This is a genomic window from Paenibacillus sp. cl123, assembly GCF_900101595.1.
Taxonomy (GTDB): Bacteria; Bacillota; Bacilli; order Paenibacillales; family NBRC-103111; genus Paenibacillus_G.
In genome coordinates this window covers 26,324-47,238 of sequence record NZ_FMYY01000023.1, presented here as the reverse complement: position 1 = coordinate 47,238, position 20,915 = coordinate 26,324, and the positions used below count along the sequence as shown (strand labels likewise).

14 protein-coding genes are annotated in these 20,915 nt (G+C 57.9%); 1 reads left to right on the top strand and 13 read right to left on the bottom strand.

Going from position 1 to position 20,915, the window contains the following annotated elements:
• Positions 1 to 28 precede the first annotated feature (28 nt).
• The 4 genes from BLR08_RS25110 to BLR08_RS25095 are packed head-to-tail and all read right to left on the bottom strand — an operon-like array spanning position 29 to position 5,302.
• The gene (locus BLR08_RS25110) at positions 29 to 955 is read right to left on the bottom strand and encodes an SGNH/GDSL hydrolase family protein (protein WP_072336574.1); all 927 of its coding nucleotides are present in this window, start codon (positions 953 to 955) and stop codon (positions 29 to 31) included.
• Positions 956 to 965: 10 nt separating this feature from the next.
• Positions 966 to 1,298, bottom strand: a complete 333-nt coding sequence (locus BLR08_RS25105) for a hypothetical protein (RefSeq protein ID WP_072336571.1) — start codon at positions 1,296 to 1,298, stop codon at positions 966 to 968.
• Between the two features lie 44 nt (positions 1,299 to 1,342).
• A complete protein-coding gene (locus BLR08_RS25100) occupies positions 1,343 to 3,823 on the bottom strand; it encodes a hypothetical protein (protein ID WP_072336568.1) in 2,481 nt (826 codons plus the stop codon).
• A 36-nt stretch (positions 3,824 to 3,859) separates the two neighbouring features.
• On the bottom strand, positions 3,860 to 5,302 hold the full coding sequence (locus BLR08_RS25095; protein WP_072336565.1) for an L-fucose/L-arabinose isomerase family protein: 1,443 nt from the start codon (positions 5,300 to 5,302) through the stop codon (positions 3,860 to 3,862).
• Between the two features lie 133 nt (positions 5,303 to 5,435).
• Between BLR08_RS25095 and BLR08_RS25090 the strand changes: the two genes are divergently transcribed.
• Positions 5,436 to 6,224, top strand: coding sequence for a helix-turn-helix domain-containing protein (locus tag BLR08_RS25090; RefSeq protein ID WP_072336562.1), 789 nt, complete (start codon positions 5,436 to 5,438; stop codon positions 6,222 to 6,224).
• Positions 6,225 to 6,974: 750 nt separating this feature from the next.
• Here the strand turns inward: BLR08_RS25090 and BLR08_RS25080 are convergent.
• From BLR08_RS25080 to BLR08_RS25040, 9 genes are all read right to left on the bottom strand, one after another.
• Positions 6,975 to 11,540, bottom strand: coding sequence for a coiled-coil domain-containing protein (locus BLR08_RS25080; protein WP_072336559.1), 4,566 nt, complete (start codon positions 11,538 to 11,540; stop codon positions 6,975 to 6,977).
• Complete coding sequence (locus tag BLR08_RS25075; protein WP_072336556.1) at positions 11,524 to 12,291, bottom strand: DUF6063 family protein; 768 nt, start codon at positions 12,289 to 12,291, stop codon at positions 11,524 to 11,526. Before BLR08_RS25075 ends, BLR08_RS25080 begins: the two co-directional genes overlap by 17 nt.
• Entirely contained in the window at positions 12,281 to 13,819 is a 1,539-nt protein-coding gene (locus tag BLR08_RS25070; RefSeq protein WP_072336553.1) for a replicative DNA helicase, read from the bottom strand. The genes BLR08_RS25075 and BLR08_RS25070 overlap by 11 nt, the downstream gene beginning before the upstream one ends.
• On the bottom strand, positions 13,804 to 15,000 hold the full coding sequence (locus tag BLR08_RS25065; RefSeq protein WP_072336550.1) for a Wadjet anti-phage system protein JetD domain-containing protein: 1,197 nt from the start codon (positions 14,998 to 15,000) through the stop codon (positions 13,804 to 13,806). The genes BLR08_RS25070 and BLR08_RS25065 overlap by 16 nt, the downstream gene beginning before the upstream one ends.
• 264 nt (positions 15,001 to 15,264) lie before the next feature.
• Positions 15,265 to 15,879: an SGNH/GDSL hydrolase family protein gene (locus BLR08_RS25060; protein ID WP_072336547.1), complete on the bottom strand. Its 615-nt coding sequence runs from the start codon at positions 15,877 to 15,879 to the stop codon at positions 15,265 to 15,267.
• A 72-nt stretch (positions 15,880 to 15,951) separates the two neighbouring features.
• Positions 15,952 to 16,560, bottom strand: coding sequence for an SGNH/GDSL hydrolase family protein (locus tag BLR08_RS25055; protein ID WP_072336544.1), 609 nt, complete (start codon positions 16,558 to 16,560; stop codon positions 15,952 to 15,954).
• The gene (locus tag BLR08_RS25050) at positions 16,557 to 17,780 is read right to left on the bottom strand and encodes a glycoside hydrolase family 130 protein (protein ID WP_072336540.1); all 1,224 of its coding nucleotides are present in this window, start codon (positions 17,778 to 17,780) and stop codon (positions 16,557 to 16,559) included. Before BLR08_RS25050 ends, BLR08_RS25055 begins: the two co-directional genes overlap by 4 nt.
• Positions 17,781 to 17,811: 31 nt before the next feature.
• Positions 17,812 to 19,197: an FAD-dependent oxidoreductase gene (locus BLR08_RS25045; protein WP_072336533.1), complete on the bottom strand. Its 1,386-nt coding sequence runs from the start codon at positions 19,195 to 19,197 to the stop codon at positions 17,812 to 17,814.
• Positions 19,198 to 19,267: 70 nt separating this feature from the next.
• Complete coding sequence (locus tag BLR08_RS25040) at positions 19,268 to 20,827, bottom strand: FAD-dependent oxidoreductase (protein WP_256328367.1); 1,560 nt, start codon at positions 20,825 to 20,827, stop codon at positions 19,268 to 19,270.
• Positions 20,828 to 20,915: the final 88 nt, after the last annotated feature.

The window sequence follows — 20,915 nt, the reverse complement described above, 5'->3', positions numbered from 1 at the left end:
TATGATATGGTGTTTTTACAGGCTGCCGCTAATCCGCATAACGCTTCATCAGTTCCCGGTAAAAAAGGCTCGCGATCACGCCGTGGCCTTCCTCGTTCGGATGAACCGTCCCTTCCGGCTTGTTGATATACGTATTTCCCCGGGTAGGCGCATACATGTCCACGCACGGGATTCCTTTGTTCGCGCAGGCTTGCTTGACTTCATGGACTTTGATCCTATTTTGCTGCTCGGTATAATACGTGTTGTACGGGATCGTCGCTACGATCAAGTCGGCGTCGGGTACGCATACCTGCAATTTGTCAAGACCCTGCTCAAGCTCAGCCAATGGATTCGCGTTGTTCATTCCGGCCAGCCATAGCACGAGATCCGGATTTCGGGGGGCGACGACCGATTCCAGCACGTTCGTTATGATGCCAATACTTGCCCCCGACAGGCCATGGATGCTCACGGGCACGTACAGCATATGTTGGAGCATTCTGCCGTACAATTGCTGCGGCCTTTGCGCCACATTGGCCCCAAACGTAATGGAGTCCCCGATGCATACGATTTGCTTGTAGGGAAGCGGCTCGGGTTTCGCCACTTCCACCTTCAAATAATCGATCGTAATATGTGCCCCAGCCGAGGCGGGATTTTTCGTCCCTGATTTGCGAATCTCGATCGAATGGAACCCTCGGGCCAATCCTGCCGCCGTGTAAACGAGCGCGCCATGCACCGCTTGCGGGCTGTAATAGTCCGCTCGTCCGTGCAGTGAACCGTCCACGTATATATCCGCGATCCCGAAGTCCGCTTTCGTGCCGTACAGTTTAAAGCCGGTACACCAGCCGTACCAATGTGCCGATGCGTTCGATTCGGGCGTGCCGTCCGAATCGTGCCGGCTTTCCATGCTTCCGTTCGCCGTACTCACATGCGTCCAGTTACCGCTGTAGGTTAACGCCATATCCTCTACTCGAATCATAGGCCCCTCCTTACGTCATCGGGACAACCCAAACCGTCCAGCTTCCGGTCACCCCGCTGCAATACAGCTTCAAAAAACGGGACACATCATTCAATACAAATGAGACGGAACCGGTTATATTCGCGCGTACAGAGCCGGAATCCAACTCCTCCACATACATACCGTCCTCATTGGGCGCTCCTTTGACCGTTACTCCGATCGAGCCTCCCTCCGCCGACTGCACATATACGCGGCAGCGGGTACAGCCTTTCATATCCATCGGATTGCTGACCAGCGTCGAGCCGGTCGGCAAATATACGTACATTTCAGGCGTCCCGGGATACTTGCGGGCATCGCTTGTCATGAGTCGTCACCGCCTGTCAGGCTATAGTCGGGTTTTCTTTCGTTTTACCAGGTGATTTCGATCGATCCGCTCAACGCTTCGAGCACCAGCTTGCTTCCGCGCCGTGCTTCCTCCAGCGGAACGTACCGGTCGCCGTGCTTGACTTCCACCCGCCCGGCTTCGATCGCTTCCTCGGGGGGATAAAGTGTCACCTTCGCGTCGTTCAGGTTGCTGACAACGAGCTTCCGGACAGGCAAATTGTGCAAAAATCGCTTGTTCGGCGTCGGAATCGCCGACACTTCCCTGCAAGATACAAGGGATGGCTGCCGCTGATCGACGAATATACGGCATTCGTCGCGGAACGTCCGGTCAAGCGAATACGTTGCAGCCCCGTCGCCGATTTCCGCAGACTGTCCGATTAGCAGCGGAGCCCCGTCCGGGAATCGGAAGGCAAGCTGCACGGACGTATCCTGCTTGCAGCCCGTAAACTGGAATCCGTTTTGACGCCGGCTGATGAACAGAAGCGCCGACGGGGATTCCGGCCCAAGCTTCGATTGCAGCAGCTTATAGCCGAAATCTTGAAGTGCAAGCCGCGCCAGCACCGTACTGTCCCCGTACGCCTGGTCTTGACGAACGGGAAGGTGTGTAACGCCCGCTTCCTTGTAAGGCAGCGAGCCTCTGACCCAGGAGACGGCTCCCCCGTTCCAATCCGGCTCGGCCCGGTGTAAAGCAAATACGCGCTGCTCCCCTTCCTTCTCGGCAATGGCCCGTACGATCGTATTCGTATTATGAGTGTCGGCGACAACTTCGCTGATCGCCCCGTGCGAAATCATAGAACGATGGTACAGTGCCATCGTACTAGGGGCGTTCCCTTTCGCCATGTCCGTCTCCAGCTCGATCGTCAGCTGACATTCGCCTTCGATGCCGTCTGCTTGGGCCACATTCAGGAGTTCCATCAGGGCCGCATCCCGGATCGGGCCGTAAAGCAGCACTTTGCCGCCTTGCCGAACCCGCTTTGCAATCGCTTCGGCCGAATGTTCCCGAAGCCAGAACGTAGAAGTCACGAGGACGGTATCGTCCAACGCCGAACTGCCTTCTTCCGTCAATTGTCTATAATGCCCGGAGCTGATTACCGTGTTCAACGGAAAGCCTTCATTAATTGCATTACGAATAAACCAATCATTAAAAAATACCGCGTCTGCGCCTGACGGATGGGCGGCGGCAGCCACATCGTGCAGCTCGTCAAACGGATAAATCCAGGTCAGCAAGCCCGGTTTGTCCGGAAAATCCTGGAGCGCCCTGCGAATGTGGGTGGAAACCTCTAGCGCCGTAGCTTCGGGGAGATCTCCCTTTTCCGTGTCAATGGTCAGCAGCTCCACGATGCCCGGCGGCTCCGCGGCGCCCCGTTCGTTAAGTCTCGCCACGCTAAGCGGGCAATAAATATCGTGCGGTTCGCGATCGTACAGATCCGTCCAGGGATTTTGCCAAAACCAGGGATCATTGGGGTAAAAGCGGTACGGGTAAGTCGTCCCGGGCAGCTCCGCTATTCGTGACATATAACCCGCCATCTCGAGACCGAAATCGTAATTGAGCGCCCCCCACGGCGAATTGGGCGGAGGAAACTCGATATATTGCTTCCGGTAAAGATCCCGCAGAGGGATGCAATCTTTGGCCAAATCCATTCCCGTCCCGAAATTAGTACCGCGAATTTCGGTGCGGTAATTTGGACATTCCTGTTTGAACATGTCCCAGAACGACATTACTTTGCCGGAAAGCTCCTCGTAATCGGCCAGTCCCAGCTCCTCGCCGTTATAGTTGGCTCCCAGGTAAGTCCAAGGGAAGTACGACAGCGCGAAGCCGTTGGAAAACCATATATAGTTGAAGCCTAGTGCCGGAATAAAGCTGGCGCATTGCTTGCCGAAAAATTTCCCAAAAGGTGTCCCCTCGGGTATGCCGTCCGGATAAGCCGCGTAGCGCTTACCGTCACCCTTCAGCTCCGACCATGTGCATACGACCGTGTAGTCGGCCTTCAAGGCAACATACGCACCGCCCAGCTCGGCACGGTTGATTTCGGGATGGTCCTTGTATTTGAAATCGGAGTAAGCGAACTCGGGACCCGCGTCGAACGTAGCTCCCACCTCGATCGTCAAACCGAATTGCTCCGATCCTACTTTTTTCAAGGATGCAATAATCGTCTTCAAATCGCCGTAAGTCATACGGACCGGATGCTCGGTATACGCGATGGCCGTCTTCGGATCGTCCTTGCCGTCCTTGATATGGCTGAACGTCCACTCGTTGGCGAATCCGATATATTTCGCCCACTCCATTTCCTTCTCCAAATCTCCGTCCCAAACCAATATTTCACTACCGTCCGCTACCCAGAGCAGTACGGAAACGGAAGAAGAGATGCCGATCAGCGGCGCCCATTGCCGGATCGCCTCGACGCATACGGCTTCTATAGATTCGATTTCGAGACATTTGAACGGCTTCAAACTCATTTCGAGCGTCACGCGTTGCAGCGGTTTTTTTGCAGCTGACAGCTTCACCTGGATTGCCCCTTTCTGAAATGGTAGCGCGCTTCCCTATACAACCTGGATTTCGATGCCCATCACTTTGGCTACTCTTTGAATTTGCCGTCCAATGTGGCCGACTCCCAAGGCAAAATGGTGCGTCGGACCGGCTGAGCACCATTGCTCCACGAACTCCGCCACGCTCCGATTAAAGCTGCAGCGCGTATTCGTATTGCCTGTTTGCGGAATTTGTCCGGCGATCGATTGACCTTCGGAGACGATCATTTTGTATCGGCCGTCGGCCGTTTGCGAAATACTGAGGATGGTGACCGGCCCGGTCTTAATGCTGAACTCAACGCCGAGCCCGGACCCCGCCTTGCCGTGAAACACATCAAGCCCGCGTATGATCGGCCGACCGTCGCTGATCTTGATATTATGCGGCCCGTCGTGGCCGACGAGGACGATATCGTCCACAAAGTCGCAGGGGTGCAGCTCGGCGAACGATCCGCCCGCTTCCAGTCGATCCATGATCAGCATGGCGGCGCATGTTTTCAAGTCCGCTTCGCCGGCAAGCGGTATCCCTTTGCCTGTCAGCAGCGAATTTCCGAGCACCATGTTCGAGCCGATCCGTTCAAACTCGTTGTTGTTCAGTCCTTTATAGTAATAGGCAAGTCCGGTTAATCCGTTATCCGCAATCAGCTTGTCGAGGCCAACGGCCACTTTGGCCGACCATTCCAAATCTTCGGGCTTGATCGGACGGGTTATAGGGTCGAGATACGGATCCGCCATCGTAAAAACACTAGTAATTTCATCGATTTTGGCTCGGGCCTCGCTCGGACTGACCCCGTTTACATGTTTGGCTAAATCGTCCATCTCGATCATCTGGACATGCGAGCCAAACGTCGCCGTGAACGCCGTCGGGTCGGTATTCATGTCGTACATGCCTTCGTACGTGTGGCCCAAGTAGCCGATCTTCGCATGCTTAAACGCACGCTTGGCGTTTGCCACGCGGCACCATTCCTTTATTTGATTCCGGGCCCGACTATCGTCGTGCAGCGTCCCGACAATCATGCCGGCCGCCGGCTTCCCAGCGCGGATGAGCACCCCGCCGATTTCCGGCAAGGAGCAAATGTTGTCGTTGGCCAGCTGCATATACGTGGTCGTTCGGTCATAGTCAAGCTTCTTGAGCGGCTGCAGAGCAACGAGTACAGTCGGTACGTTCAGATTCATAATGGCCGTAGCCGCCGACGACGATGTCACATAAGTCGTCAGGAAACAAAACAGAAAGTCAATATCCTGGGCTTTCAACGCCGCAGCTGCGGCAAACGATTTTTCTACGTCGTCCACAAATCCTCCGGAGACGACTTCTACGGCTTCTTCCCGCATCATGTCTTCGAATTCGCGTCCGTATCCTTCCAGTTCTTCTTTTAGGCCGGGAAATTGACTCCAATAGGGAGCATGCCCAACATGAATGACGCCGACACGCGCCTTTGCTCTTTGGTATAATGAGTTCATCGGTTGTATTTCTCCTTTACATGCGATCTAATATAAGCTTAGTATTTGCAAGATCTTTGCTCAATGAACGGCAATATAATAATTTGAATGATTCTACAATTTAGCCATTTGATCAAACGAGGGAGTGATCAATGTGATCGAGCCTGTTGCCATTTATTATGAACATTGCGAAACTGGATGGTACGTTCCGCAGGCCAAGACGAAAAACCGAATTTTGCTGCTGATGACGAACGGTTCCATTACTTATCAGGTGGGGAACGAGAGGTATCGTTTGAGCAAGGGGGATATTTTGTACATACCGGAAGGGGCTGTCCGCTCCGCGATAAATCAAGCTTCCGCTTCCCATGAGATGTACGTCGCTCATTTCCGTTACTACGGGACGGGTGAAGGGTTGACGATACTGAACGAGGAACGGGCATTCCAGGTTAAGCTGTTTCAGTACGATTATATGAAGCAGCGCTTCTCGCTGCTGACCCAGCACTGGCTGCGCAAACAACAGTATGCCTCCACCTTCTGCCACAGCATTCTGCTGGAAATGCTCGCAGTCGTCAACGAGGAGAGCTCCTCCGGTTCCAAGCTGGACAAAGCCTACAGCATGATCGTTCAACTGCAAAATTATATCGCCGTGAATTACAGGCGTACGATCCCGATGGCCGAGCTGGCGCAAGTCGTGGAGCGTACCCCGAACTACGTAAGCCGGTTGTTCAAAGATTCGACCGGGCAAACGATCACCGAGTATACGCAGCAGCTCCGAATTTCGGCCGCTTGCGACCTATTATCCAATTCCCAGATGAATGTCGGGGAAGTTTCCGACTTTCTCGGTTTTTGCGAGCAATCGCATTTTAACAAGGTATTCAAAAAAGTGACGGGGTTTCCGCCTTCAGTCTATATGAAGGAAAAGATCAGAAGATGGAACGATTAACGGGGGAATGGGGACGAGGGAATGCTGAAATCGGTAAAATACGTTTATCTAATCCGTTGAACTTTAAGCCGCTTCCTCACACGATATCGTAGTTTCGATTCAGCCCTCCCTATCGCTAAGTCTAGAGTAAAGGGCTGACGAAAATCAGCCACCGTTTGCGTTAGCGTTTCTTGGCGTACCACCGAGCCAGCCGCCGGAGGATATACCAGTCCAGCTTGGCGAGCTTTCGCTGGCTGTAGGCCGTGTTGTAGGAGTTTGCGCCACCCTTGTATCTTGGGGCTGAGCAACGCCACATGGTCGCTAAGCGTTTTGTGTAGCATGGCCGGCGGCGCAAGCCGCTCTTTCACGACATCCCGGGTGCGTTCCTCCGCATTCCGTGTCAGCCATTGCTGTGTCGTGTCATACACCTTCCCCTGCGACGTTTCCGCCTTCGTTTTCCGGTGGTGCATCCGAGAAAGTCGAAAACTCCCTACTCCCTCCCGCGACCGGGCTTTCACCGGCTAGAAGATGCGTGCCTCGGGGCACGCGGACAAAAAAAGCGAAACGCAGGAAGCTCCCAAGCCCCTCCTGCGTTTCGCTGTTTCATTGCCTTGCTGTTTTATTGCCTTGCTATTTCACTGCCTCACGTTCCTGCTGTTTCGCTGTTTCACTGCGAAAGCCATGGGGAAGGAGCTGAAATTCTACGGGTCTCAGGTAGGGGAGCTGGACACCGTGCTGCAACGCATGGCAGCCGACCAGCAGCCATTCGGCTCAAAACAGCTCCATCTGCCGCACCTCGCCGATCCGCTCCATCGACTCCGGGGCATGATCCTGGAAGTAAGCCTGCTGGATGTTTTGCTGCGGATCGACGATCTGCTTGCCCGAGCCTCCGGCCGCTGCCCGCAGGCGGCAGCTGTACACAACGGGGAAGTAATCCTGCAAAAATTTCCCTTCTGCATGAGCTGTCAGCGCAAGGATCTGGAAGCCCAACTGCTCGGCGATGTAGAAAACAGGGCTGAGCACATGATCGCTGGATGCTTTCCCGAACGGATTGTCCAAAATGACGGTCCGATGCCGCTTCATCTGGCTCTGGATATGCTGCCGCTTCTCTGCCACATAGTTAAGCAGACCGAGGAACAGCGTCATATTCTTGCTCCATTTCTCCCCGCCCGACCAGCGATTGGATTCTTCCCAGGAGTAGGTCGCCCCCGTCACCTGCTGGTCGTTGGTCACCTTGCGGCAGCTGATGCGGATCGCCGCCTGCTGCAGCACCTTGTGCAGCAGTTGTTTGGCGTCCAGCCATTTCTCGAGATCCTTCCGGACGGCCGCAGCCTGTTCCTCGCCCTGCTCGTTGCGGTAGCGGGGGCTGTCCAACTGTCCGATCATCCACTCCAGATGCGTCCTGATTCGCTCCTTGCCGTCCTGCTCCTCCCACTCCGGCACCTGGAACACATAGATTTCCTTGTTGCCCGTCTCCGTACGCACCCGCGTTTTCTTCGGCAAATCGCGCAGCTCGCCGGCGATTTGCCGAAGATGCGTCTGGATATGCGAGATATACTGCTCCAGCTTCTGATCCTCCGTTTGCATCCGCAGCTCAGCGATGTGATTGGCCTTCAGGATACTCGTCTCCATCATGGCGTGGAACTCCTGAAGCTCGGTGAAGCTTTCCTTCAGATCGACGCCGCGCTCGGCCATCTCCCGCAGCTTCACGTCGCGCACCTGTCTGGCGCAAAATTCCTTGAACCGGTTGCGGTTTGCAGCCACCCGCTTGCTCTCCTCCTGGATAACGGTGGCCTTCTGCTCCAGACCGTCGATCGCCGCCCGGCTCCGGTCCAGCAGACGGTAGCCAAGCTCCGTCTCCTCCCCGAGCGTCAAATCCGCCGGTTCCAGCAGCGGATCATCCAGCACGTGGGTCCGCTCGTAACGATTCCAGAGCTGAAGCACTTTCGTGATGTCCGCCAAACGCTGCTCGGCCGCTTGCTGCAGCTTGTCCAGCTCGCGGCGTTCGCTCTCCAGCAGCTTGCGCTCTGCAGCAAGCTCCTCCTGCACCCGGCTGAGCGCCGTCAGAAACGGACGAGGCTTCTCCCCGGGGAATTGCGCCTCATACTGCTCCAGCAGCAGCTTGATCGCGGCCCGCTGCTCGATCAGCTCGCCCTGCTTCCGCTCCTGCTGCCCGCGGATGCGAGCGACTTGCCGCTCCAGATTTTGGCATTCGCCGAGCGCTTCATGCAAGCGTGCCTCCAGCCGGGAGGGTAGCTCCAGGTCCGGGGACAAGCCGGGATACTCGGCCAGCAGCCTGCTCATCTCGCGCATGGCTGCTGCGCTCCGGGCCTCCTGCCGCTGCTGCTGCTCCTCCAGCTCCGCCCGGTCCTTCATAATCCGAAGGCGCTGCAGCTCCAAATCTCTCCGCTCTTCCTTCAACCGGCTGAGCGGATAGTCCGTATCCAGCGGCTCGTATTCCTTCACCTGGCCGTACAGCTCGTCCTCAAGCAGCCGCTGCAGCTTGTCCTGCGCGCTGCGCAGCTCGCCCTGCTTGCGCTCGTGCTCCTGCGTCCATGCATCCAGCCTGCGCTGACGGCTCTCTACCAGCCTTACGGCGCGCTGCATGCTCTGCTGCACGTCCAGCAGCTCCTGCTCCGCCGCTGCGAGCTGCTCGCCTAGCCGCTTATGGCGCAGCCCCTGCTCCACCTGGGCTTCTAGCTGCTGCTGCCTCTGCCGGTTCAGCTGAATAGCCTGCTGCAGCTCGTCCTTCTTCCGCTCCAGCGCCTCCAGCTCGTGGCCATCCCGGTCCATCCGTCCTTCCAGCCGCAGCTGGCGGTCGCGCAGCTCAGCCAGCTGTCGCTCCAGCTCCTGCATGCCCTCCAGCGGATACTCGGCCAGAAAGGTCTGGAGCCGCTTGCGGGCATCCTGCCACTGCTCCAGCTCCTGTTCCTTCTGCTTGCGCGCCTGCTCCGCTTCCCTGGCCTTATCGCCGACGGACCGCTTCCATTCTGCGAACCGTTCCGGCTGCTGCAAGGAGCGCCACAACGAGGGCTCGATCCAGCTTTCGCCCCGGCTATCCGGCTGCCATCCGGCCCCTTCGCCATTATCCGGCAGCTTCACCGGCCGCTCCTCCTGAGCACGCCCGCTCTCCGTCTCCGCCAAAGCTTGCGCTCCAACCGCCGTTTCCGGCGGCTCAGCTCCCGCAGCCATGGAAGCTTGTCCTCGAAGCTCCAGCTCCCTGACCTCCTGCGTAGACAAGACGCGGATCGGATAGCTCAGCTGATCGGCTGCCTCTGCCAGCTTCCGCTGCAGCTGCGCCTTCTCCTGCACAGTCGTCACAAGCGTCACCGGCCATAGCCCGCTCTCCTCTGACTCTGCCTGTTCCCACACGGCCTGATCGGCATAATGAACCCCGATCTCCAGCAGCGAAAATTGACGGCTCCACTGCTGCACGAGGCGCGATACCGCCGAGTCCGCGAAAAACACCGGCAGCTCGGCATAATCGTCCACGTGCCGGAACGCCAGCCGCTCCTTGTGCAGCAGCTGCAGCTTCTGCCGCTGCCTGCGCTCGATGTCGTCGGCAAGCTGAGCCAGCAGCGAGCTTTGCTTCTCCTGCACCGGCCCGAGCCGCTCCCAGGCCGGCCGAAGCAGCGCCAGCTCCTGCTTCACCGCCTGATGCTCCCGCTCGCATTGCTTCTGCCGCTCCTGCAGCCGAGTCAGCTCATCGACGACGCGGAGCTGCTCCGCCTTCGCTTCCCTGATCTGCTGCTGCAGCTCGCTTCGCCTGCGCTCGCCTTCGGTCAGCACCCGCTGATGCTGCAAGTATTCCTCCTCCAGCAGCTGCTGCTCGCTGATCCAAAGCGGCATCTGCTCCTCCACGGACTGAGACTGCCTATTACTCAAAATACGCCGGGCGATATCATCGCGCTGGGACTGAAGCCCTTTGCGCTCCGCCTCCAGTCCCGCCTCGCGCACCGCCAGCTGCTCCCGCCCCCGGTCAGCCTCCGCCTTGTCCGTCGCCGCGTCCCTCTTCCGCTGCTCCAGCTCCTGCGCCTCCTGCTCCAGCAGCGCCGTCAACTCCCGCTGCCTGCGCTCCTCGGCCGCATACCACGCGCGCAGCCCGCTTCCATTGCGCTCCCAGCGCAGCTGCAGCTCCCGCTCGTCCTGCGATTCCTCCAGCCGGCCGAACTGCTCCCTGACATAGGAGAGCGCGGCTTCCGCCTCGCGCTGATGCTCCCGATGCTCCGCATACCTGAGCGAGTAATACAGCCGCTTCGCTTGAGACAGCTGATCTTCCAGCTGCTCCCGCTCGCCTTCGATCTCCTGCAGCGCCGAATCCAGCGCGCCCTCTTTCTGGCGTTCGGCCGCAATGCGCAGCGAAGCCTCCTTTTGCCTCCACTGCGTCTGCTTCTCCTGCCAGGCGGCCGTCCGCTCTCTCAGGCGCTCCTGCTCGGCCAGCTGTTCCCCTTCCTGCCTGACAGCCAGCTGCAAATAGGCCTTCGCTTCCTGCCGCAGCTCCGTATACTCCGTCTGACGCAGATGCAGCTTCTCAAAGCCCTGCACGAACTTATGCAGCTCGGCCAAAATCCGGCGGTTTTCCTCCAGCTTCTCCTTCAATTCCTTATACTGCTTGAAGCCTTCCCGCTGCGTCTGGAACAGATCGACAAACGTTCCCTGCCTGTAGCCCTCCATCGAGTCTTCAATCGTAGGGACGAGCAGCCGGTCGACGAGCTGCGAAGTCGTCTTGCAGTCATCAAAAAACGCCTCGATGCCGCCTTCATTGGAGTTGATCTTCACGATCGCCTCCCACTCCGACGGGATAATGTGCAGCTGCTTCTCGATATATTCGTGAAAGCCTTTAATGGTATCAAAGGTCCGCGCCGTTAACGGATTCCGCTGCTGCATCGTCTGGTAATATTCCTGAATCTCTCCTTTCTCCGTCAACCGGCGCTTGCCGCCGTGATCTTTGGTAAAAGGCAGGTCCCCGATGCCGTAATCGTCGCGCTCGCCGTACTCGACCACATAACGGAGGGAATCGAGTCCCGTTGCGCTCATGAACAAACTTACGCAGGTCGCCGCATACCGGCGCCGCGGCTTCTCGGCGAGCAGCCATTCGATCGCGATATGGGCCGGACCATTTTCCAGCGAAAGCGTGTCCCGCATCTTCCGTCCGGCGACATCCGCATGAGGCAGCACCGCCTGAATCGCCGTCTGGATAAAAACCGTCTTGCCTCCGCCGTTCTCCAGCACGATCGCCCCGTTATGGCCGTCGAAGCGGAAGATCGCATCCGTATACCGCTTCGCCCCTTGCTCATAAACAATATTGGTGAATCGGATCTTAGCTATGGCCGGCATCCGCTCCCGCCTCCTCCTGCTGCTGAGATTTCTCCTTGTTCATCCGGTATAGAAAATCCAGAATGCCCCGGTTGTATTCCAGCTCCATAAAATACCGCTGCACGATGATCTTCGCCTTCTCCGTAAGCTCCAGCTCCTGCGGCCCGACCTGAGCGGCCAGCTCCTGATCGATCAGGAATCGCTTCACCGTATCGAGGAAGCTTAGCCGGCTCAGCGTTTGCCCGCTCTGGCGCTTGGCTGTCTCCTTCACGTCATCCAGCGCATCCCATTTCTCCACAACAGCCGCCCAGTGGTAGGAATACTCCTGACTAAGCTCCCTCAGCTCCTCGGCGGAATGCTCCCTGAGCGCATCCATCCGCACCCGCACCAGCTCCAGCCATTCCTCCATGTCCAGAAAGTTGCGGGTCGGCTCTATCGTCTGGTAGCTGTCATAAAATGCGCCGATCAGCACGATAACCGCCGCATACATCAGATACAGATCCGCATTCACCGCCCCGCCGCGCAAATACGTCTTCTTCAACGCATCGTTGCTCATATGGAAAGGCGACAGCCGAGCGAGCGGGATCATGTACAGCCGGTCTCCGGCTGACAGCGTCACGCATTCCACCTCGGCCGCGAACTGATCGACCAGCCCCCGCACCCGGTCGTCCGCTTCATATTCCTGCATAGCTTCCTTGCCTGCGCTCCCCTCTCTGGACAGCAGCGCGTAGATCCGGAACGCCTTCATTACCTCAGCCTCTTCAACCTGCATCCTTGTCGCCTCCCAGCCGCACCGTCATGTCCTGAATCGAATACCGCTCATGCGCCTGTATATCGCCCTCAATCTCCTGAAGCGTCAGCGTCTGTCCCTTCAGCAGGTCCGTGACTGCCTCATACAGACCTCCCTGCCCTTCATCGGGCAGCGAATCCTTGTCCATCGCCCGGATCGGACTGCGCTGATGCAGCACCAGCCAGTAATCATAGAAATTCCGGTTCGCAAGCAGTCCGGCATGCTCCGTCTCCCGGAGATAAGCGATAAAGCTCCCGAGACGCGCCTCCTGCTGTCCGCCGGCAGCCATATAGTCCAGCAGCAGCTCCGTCACGGTGTGGAACAACTTCCTCCGGTTCACGAAGAAAGGAGCTTCCTCCTGCCCTCCGTCAATTTCTAAAATGCTCTCGTCGGCCGTTTTTCCTTCATCCTCCCCGGCCAGCTGATGCTTGGCGAACACTGTCAGCAGCGACCAGCTCTTGTGCTGCTCCACTTTCAGGAAAGGCGCCGTGATGCCCTGCATCGCCTCCAGCGGCAGCGGAGTGCTGAAGATGAACGAAGCGATGTCCTGTTCAAAGTTGAACGAGGTCATCCCCGTGTAATACAGCGACTCCTTCGCCGCCCGCAGCGCCTGCGATTCCAGCTCCATGCTACGCTGCAGCAGCATGGTATGCTCGTTATGCACCCGCTCCAGCTCTACCGCTATCCGGACGATCAGCTCGTACGGGCGCTGCTTCTGCAGCTCGCGCTCCGCGTACAGCCGGTCCTTCGTTTCCTTGACGAAGCCGCGCAGCTCGCCGAACTCCTCATTCTCGCGCTTCAGCCGCAAATAAATATCCTCCAGCAGCGAGCGGTACCGGGTCAGCGTCTCCTCGGACACGATGCTGCGCTTGATCTCATGCTCCAGCGTATGAATGCGCTCCTGCAGCGTCTCGACATCGACGTGCATCTCATCGATCTGACGAAGGGCTCCCTGGAACTCTCCCTTCTCCAGCTGTTTGCGAAGCAGCAGCTGATGGATCGACAGCTGGAACTCCAGATAAAATTCCTTGGTCGCAAATACAAGCTCCAGCCCGTCCTCATCCAGCGCATAATATTGCGTATTGGTTGCAGCATCATACGAATCGGTACGCAGAATGGAAGTGTACACCACCTCCTGCTCGCCGCTGACCGGATCGGTAAAGCCGAATTCCCGCTTCCGGCCGCTCGCCGGACGAAAAACCTGGATCACCTTGCGCGCGATGTCCTCCACCTCTCCCCCGTCCAGGTCGTAAGCTTTGGACAGCACAGCCGTCAGAAATTCGACCAGATCCTTCACACTCGTCCGCCGGCTGCGCAGCAGCTTTTTCTCGAAGAAAAACAGCAGCGTTAGCAGTCCCAGCTCCATCATCGCCACAGGCTTGCCTCCACGGTCGTTCCGGCGCTGCCGGGCGAGCTCGAATAAGGGATCGAACAACGCAATCTTCGCCATCCGCTCCTGGAACCCCGACAGCAGCTCTGTTATATCCCATGTATTCACCGAACGCTCCATGGCTCAGTCCTCCAGATTGTCACAAGCTCCGCGCTTGACAGTATCTCCTGCGGCCAGTAATAGCCCTCGCTTAACCGCTCCGCCGCCAATCGGCCCAGCCCCTCGGGCAGCTCGCTGCAGAACGCGGCCGTCGCTTCATCCTTGCGCCGCTGGTTTTCCTTGCCGGCGACAGGCTCCTTCTCCAGGCAAGCCGTATAGAAGGGAACGGCAAGCCGGACCCGATGCCGCTGCCGCAGCTCATGCCAGATGCGGATGCCCTCCGTATCGATATCTCCGAAATAATACAGGACAGACTCCCCGTCCGCCATCGGAACCTGAAGCGTCAGCATCCCCAGATTGCCGACAATTTTGCGGCCGCAGCCATAGATCAAGGTCGTAAATGCCGTCTCCGGCAGCACGCCGATCAGCCCCTGAAACGTCGTCTTGTTCTCGACGATCAGATGCCGGTGCAAGCGGAGCTGCCCGCCGTTTCCGGCCGGCTGGCGCGGGAAGCCGCCTGGCTGCTCGCCGCCGTGGCCGGTGCGCCCGGACGGAAGCAGCGCTTCCGGGCCGTCAAGCCATTCGCTATCCGGCGAATGTTCTCCCGGCTTTTGCATGCGGCCTGCTCCAGCCTCCGCATGCATCCGGAACGCAGCCGGATTCACCGCCAGCATCAGCGGATCGCTAACCGGCAGGATACGCAGCTTCGCCCATAAACCCAGCCGCTCCAGCAGCGACTGGCCGCCCTTCTCCGTGATCCACTTCTCGTCGCCGGTCAGCTCGAAGCTGCGCTCAGGCGCGGGAGCCTCCCGTTCCGGAAGATCGGACCGCTTCAGAAAACTGTCTATTTGGCCGATATAGGGCCAGTCCCTCTCCCAATCCTCCTCGCTCATCCCGTAATAGCGGTCGACCCGAATGAGAGGATGCAGCGTTATCCCGTACCTATGCAGTCGCCTCACGTACTCCTCCCGGATAGACTGGCGTCGAATCCGGTACTGATACCCCAGAGCGGGCAGCTTTCCATTCCGCCCGTGAGCCTTCACCGGCTCCAGCACGCCATCGCGCTCCAATTGAAGCACGCCATCCGCGAACGCCTCGTAATCGACAGCTTGTCCGGCGAATACCCTCTCCAGCTGCTCCAGCTCCACCGTTACTTTCCTGGATGCACGTATATATTGGATCAACGCTGCTTTGACTGTCATAGCTTCCTCCGTATCATGTCGCATGGCGCTATTATACCATCAGACTTTCATTGGCAGAAGCTGTCATGACGTATAATCTGCATGGGAAAATAACCCCTCCAACGAAACAAGGGTCGTATTCATTAAAATTCGCCGGAAGCGCGGAATCCGTAAATACGAAACAAATAAGCGAAACAACGAGGCCGGAGAGCCTGTCGCTTCGCTTTTTCCAATCCGCTGATCCCTACGCCGCCTCGCCGCCCGACAGGATAAGGTTCAGCAGATCTATCCGTCTGCCTGCCGCCTGGCCTTCGAGCCTATCTTTTCCAGGATCAGCCTTGCCGCCTGCTCTGCGCATAGCTTATACCCTTCTGTCGTCAGGTGAAGCTTGTCTTCGCATTTGTAATAGTTTTTGTCCTGAAGCATAAGCGTATAAAGGTCATTGACCGTTACTTGCTCTTCAGCCGCTAATTTTTTCGCCGCCTCATTATACGCTATGACCCACTCATTATTATATTTGATGTTTACTCCGGTTCCCGTGTGATCCGGCGAGGCTCCTCTGTGGAGAACCGGAGTGGTCGTGGCGAATATGATTTCCGCCCCATTCCGGCGAATCTCTCCCATAATTCGTTTGAGAAAATGAATATACTCCTCAATCGGATGTATCGCTTCGGCCATAGGCGCTTCTATGTTCATATCCCAATAGCCGTTATTCCAGTGAACCACATCGAATCGGCCGTGCTTTCTGAACAGCTGATTCGCCTGCCAGAGCGTGTAGGCCGCAAAACGGCCGTTGTCCGTCTCGTCATAATAGACCTCACATGTATCCTTCAGCAGCTCCTTCACATACTCGTCATATCCCATGCGGATCGAATCGCCCAGTAAAAGCACCTTTTTCATGTCAACCTCCGGGTTCCTAGTTCGCCTTGGATTGCAGCAAAACGGAGCCTCCCTCAGAAGGCCCCATTCCGCTTACAATTTGTTCAAAAACGCAATGGCCATCTGCGCAATCCGGGCATGGCCCGCCTCGTTCGGATGCAGGCGATCCGTCGTCAAATGATCCAGCGTCAGCTTGTTGAAGCCGCTCTCCTCATGCAAATCGAGCACAGGCAGCGCGTAGGTCCGGCCAATCTCCCGGATTGCTTGCGCATAGTCGGTCAGCCGATGCCCAAGCTCGTTGGGCCGCTTGCTGTCATAGCCGTCCTTGTCCCGCTGAAGCGGCGTCCATAAGTTGAGCCGGCATGCGGGATTAGCGGTCAGCAGCGCTTCGATCAAGACGATATAAGCGCCGCAGAAGGTGTATAAGCTGTCATCCTCCAAGGAGCCGAGCGGCCTATTCAGCCGGTAATCGTTGGTGCCTGCGAAAATCGTCACGCAATCATAGCTGCGCTCCAGCCTGCGGCCGACATGGACCGTGGCACCCTCATTCCGCTCCCCGCCCGCCGTCATCGTGCAGCCGCTCTTGCCCAGGTTGTCAACATGACCGAAGCCAAGCGCTTTGGCCACGATCGGCTGGTAGACGCCTGCCGCGCTGATGCTGTCGCCGAGCGTAACCCAGCTTCGTCCCTCCCATCTGCTCATCCAATCCTCTCCTTGTTTCCGTGCTGGTCGAATGTCCGGACATGCGCGATCAGATCCGCAAAGTTGACCCAGGCGATGCCTACCTTCTGGTCAGCGGCGCCATACGACATGATCAGGTCGCCGCCAACGACGATCCCCCCGGTCGTGAACAAGCACGGCGTCGGGTAATCGGTAGGCAGCTCCCATTCCTGCTGGGCGTACATCAGCCGGTCCGGGCAGCGGTGCGTCACCACGGGGAAGTCATTCTCCCGCTCCCGGACAATCATGAAGGATTGCGTGTAGCCGAAATAAATATCCTTTTTTCCATGGTAAGAGACCAGCCATTCGTTCGCGGATATTTGCAGCGGCGCCCAGCTTGCCCCTACCCGGTTCTCTTCCCAATCGAAGATCCCGGAAGCCAGCAGCCGGTGCTTTGCCTCCGGTCCGGCCAGTCCCTCCAGCGTCTCCGCCGCAGCCAGATAGATCGACGGGCCGAGCTCATCGCCTCCCGGGAACGGCTTCGGATTCAGCGGGCGATGAAGCGTCACGTATTGCAGCTTGCCGTCGATCCTCATTTTCTCTGGAAAGAGGAACACATCCCGGTTATCGCTAACATCGCCTGCGGTAATCGGGCACACATAGGCAAACGCCTCTTCATACCGGCGCTGCTTCAGCTTGGCCAGATCCAGCTTGTACAGCACCGTGACCGTATTATTGGAGCGGCACACGTCGTAGAAAGGGCCTTCACCTTTCTCCACCCAGTCCGGCACATAATCATAGCGAGTGTTGACGGGCGGGGCCTGATCCGCCATCCAATAAGGGCCGGGCGGGAACATCCGGCAGGCAACGGATACGTAAAGCTCCCCTTCGATGGGAAAAATCCGCGGGTCTTCGATGCAGCCGTTCGAATAATCCCTCACACGCCTGCCTTGGTCGTCGACAATCCAAATCTCTTCATCCTTGAAATTCAATGCCGGCGCCAAAGCCGGGCGAGAGAAATCCGCCTCCCAGCTCTTCCCGCCATCCTCGCTTGTCGCATATCCGAGGAAGATCGGATACGGAGGCAGCTTGCCCTCCTTCTGCTTCGCCGGCCACGGTCCTGTCGCTCGGAACAACATGTGCAGCGTTTTCGATTCCGGGTCCTGGACAATGGCCGGGTTCAATACCATCTTGCTTGCCCAATCGCAGCCCTCGACCGGCACTAGAGCCGGCTCCGGCGAATAACGAAAATGTGGTTTCATGGATGCATGCTCTCCTCTTCCCGTCGATCGATTAAATGTCAAGATAAGCGCCCTGCTTCTTAAGCACGGAGTGAAGCTCCGGAATGGAAATCTCGTCGGTCGGCTTATCGCCAAGCGCCGCGAGCGCCGCCGCGACGCCGCCCCCGTGTCCGATAGCACCGGCGATCGGTGTCACGCGAATGCCTCCCTGCGCCTCGAAGGTGGTAGAGATGCATCTGCCCACCGTTACCAGGTTGCGGACTTTATCGTTAATCAGGCACCGATAAGGGATGCTGTACGTTTCTCCCCCTTTCAGATGCTTGATCTCCTTGTTTCTTTGCTTGAAGTGCTCCTCCTGCTCGCCCTTCGGCGGATGAATATCGATCGGATAACCGCCATGCGCGATCACATCGTCGAAGGTGCGGCATTCGAGCAGATCGTCCAGCGTAAGGGTGTACAAGCCTTTAATTTGCCTGGAGCTGCGTACGCCGACCGACGGTCCGGACGATACGACGATCGCCTGTTCGAATCCGACGATCTTGCGCTTCAGAAAGGCTTCCAGCTCTTGCACATGCCTGCGGCCAACGACCTCGGCTTGGCTCAGGCTCCACGGGTCCGTGCTGTCATAGCCCAGAATTCGCGAAGTGTTGACGATCACCTCGCCGGGGTTATTCGTCTCGAAAAACAGCAGATCGTCGCGCACGCCCGACAGCTCGCCGCTGTCCATCGCTTCCTTCATCGCGCTGACGAAGCCGCCGATCGACAGCCGCTCCGCCCTCAGCACACGCTCCCGGTCCTCCTCCGTCGGGAGTCTCGGAAACTCCTCCGGGTGCGTCCGGATATAGGCCTTCACCCGGTCGATATCGACACCCCGCATCTTGAGATTCATCGTCATCGGCTGGGTAGCGCCGTCCGTCTCCCTGCCTTTATTGAATTCCACACCGGCCCACGCCGACAGATCCGCGTCGCCGGAGGCGTCGACAAACACTTTACCGGCAATTTCGGTCATCCCCGCCTTGTTGACCACCTTGATCGACCGGAGCTTCCCGTCCGCGACATTCGCCTCCGCGAGCATCGTATGATACAGCAATTGGCCGCCGGCTTCCGTAAACATCAGATCCAGCTCGTATTTCATGCCTTCGGCGTCAAACGGCGTGACCGTATACGTATAGCCCGTCGTATCCTCAATATGTCCGGGCGATTTGCCCCGCTTCTTCAGCCTGTCGATCAGCTCGCCGGGAATGCCTTGCACCACTTGCGTAGCGCCCGAATGAAAGGTCATCATCGGGCCCACGCCCGCGGCGGTCAGCATCCCGCCGAGAAAGCCGTATTGCTCGATCAGCAGCGTCCTGGCTCCGCATCTTGCCGAAGCGATCGCCGCAATGGCTCCGGCGATGCCCCCTCCTACGACTACAACATCAAATTCTTGGCTTGCCATCGTCTTTGTCCTCCCAGCTTTGCTCCTCTGATTCTGCTCACTGCTGCGTTTCACAATCTGCTCTCCTGCCTTACAACGGATTGCCGGTCGTGCCGGGGGGCGTCACGTAGCCTTCGCCCAGGTCCAAAATTTGCCCGTCCCGGTCCAGTATGGAGCGCAGCTCCGTATAATCCACGTCCTGCACCGCGCCTCCGGAAGCCGCGGCCAGCGCCGCAGCCGCGCCTGCGGATTGTCCCAGCACCATGAAGACCGGCTCCATCCGAATCGAGCCGTATGCCGCATGGGTGGAAGACAGGCAGATCGGCACGAGCAGGTTGCCGCATTCGGAACGTTTCGGCACAATCGCCTTGTAGCTGATCGCAAAGGGCGCCTGGACGGAAACGAAGAACCCGCCCTCCACGCACACGTCGCCTTCTTCGTCCAGGCAATATTGCGTATAATGGGAATCCATCGCATAAGAGCCGAGGCCGACCGGATCGCCGACGAATTCCGAACCGTTCACGGTATGCTCGGTCACGACCCGCTCGCCGAGCATGCGGCGCGATTCGCGAACGTACAGCTGAGAAGGCCAGTGTCCGCTTTCGGCGAATTCGTCCCTCGGAAGCCCCCATGGGGCGTACTGGCTGCGAATCGCTTCCGGCACGCGCGGGTGATGCTGCAGCGTCCAGACCAGACCTTTCTGGTAAGTTTCATGCCGCTTCATCAGTTCCTCCCGCTGGGCATAGCCTGCTTCAGCGAAGGCGTGACTCATGCCGATATAGTCCGTGGAGAACATGCCGGTATTGTTGGAATCGGTCTTCCGGTTCGGCATCATGGTCAATTTGAAAAATGGACCGGTATAGCCTTGTTCCAGCAGACGGAACAATATCTCATAATCTTCCTCGCGATAATCGGCCGGCTTCTCGATCGGCAGGCGGTTGTCGGGATCATCGGTCAAGCACATCCGGTAGTTATAGGCTTGCGTCTTCCCGTCGCCGTCCCCGGGCTTGCCGCCGGGATTCGGGTTAACTCGCGCAAGCAGCCCGCTCTGAGGGTCTCCCGGCACTCGGTAAGGATCGATGCGTGGCTCCAGCTTGGCCAGACGGCGGATGCCGTTGTTCGCCTCGCCGTAAACCTCATTGCCCTCCCGGCCTACGATGTAGGCGACGCCAGCCCTCGCCATCAGATCGCCCTCATACGTAGCGTCGATAAATACCTTCCCGCTATACACCTCGCCGGACTCCAGCGTAATCGAACGAATCCGGTTGTCCTGCTTGTCAACTCCCCCGTGTTCAAGCAGCCGGGCCTTGGTGACGGCCGTCAAGCCGTACTCGGCCATGATATCCTCCAGGACGTTAAGCGCTGCCTTCGGCTCAAATCTCCAGACGAGCCCCGGCCGGCCATAAGCCCGGGCCAATCGTTCGTAAAACTCCTGCGACAAGCCCCCGATAGCAGCCGGATCACCGGCATCGGTAGCTCCCAAGCCGCCGGTCGTCAGTCCGCCAAGTCGCACGCCCGGCTCAAGCACGATGGTCCGCAGACCCATCCGAACCGCCTGAACGCCGGCCATAATACCCGCCGCATTACCGCCATAAACGATGACATCGTATTCGTAGCTCCTGCTCTCCATTCCGTTACCTCCACTATTCATCAAGCCCTGCTCCCTCATTGTAGAGGCTTCAGCCACATATTCGAATGTTCATTCTTTCGGTTTCTGTTACAATCGTATAGTTATTTGG

Bases quoted from the DNA above. Each gene is read 5' to 3' on its own strand.
- BLR08_RS25110 (WP_072336574.1), bottom strand. From the start codon at position 955: ATGATTCGAGTAGAGGATATGGCGTTAACCTACAGCGGTAACTGGACG.
- BLR08_RS25105 (WP_072336571.1), bottom strand. From the start codon at position 1,298: ATGACAAGCGATGCCCGCAAGTATCCCGGGACGCCTGAAATGTACGTA.
- BLR08_RS25095 (WP_072336565.1), bottom strand. From the start codon at position 5,302: ATGAACTCATTATACCAAAGAGCAAAGGCGCGTGTCGGCGTCATTCAT.
- BLR08_RS25080 (WP_072336559.1), bottom strand. From the start codon at position 11,540: ATGCCGGCCATAGCTAAGATCCGATTCACCAATATTGTTTATGAGCAA.
- BLR08_RS25075 (WP_072336556.1), bottom strand. From the start codon at position 12,291: ATGCAGGTTGAAGAGGCTGAGGTAATGAAGGCGTTCCGGATCTACGCG.
- BLR08_RS25070 (WP_072336553.1), bottom strand. From the start codon at position 13,819: ATGGAGCGTTCGGTGAATACATGGGATATAACAGAGCTGCTGTCGGGG.
- BLR08_RS25065 (WP_072336550.1), bottom strand. From the start codon at position 15,000: ATGACAGTCAAAGCAGCGTTGATCCAATATATACGTGCATCCAGGAAA.
- BLR08_RS25060 (WP_072336547.1), bottom strand. From the start codon at position 15,879: ATGAAAAAGGTGCTTTTACTGGGCGATTCGATCCGCATGGGATATGAC.
- BLR08_RS25055 (WP_072336544.1), bottom strand. From the start codon at position 16,560: ATGAGCAGATGGGAGGGACGAAGCTGGGTTACGCTCGGCGACAGCATC.
- BLR08_RS25050 (WP_072336540.1), bottom strand. From the start codon at position 17,780: ATGAAACCACATTTTCGTTATTCGCCGGAGCCGGCTCTAGTGCCGGTC.
- BLR08_RS25045 (WP_072336533.1), bottom strand. From the start codon at position 19,197: ATGGCAAGCCAAGAATTTGATGTTGTAGTCGTAGGAGGGGGCATCGCC.
- BLR08_RS25040 (WP_256328367.1), bottom strand. From the start codon at position 20,827: ATGAATAGTGGAGGTAACGGAATGGAGAGCAGGAGCTACGAATACGAT.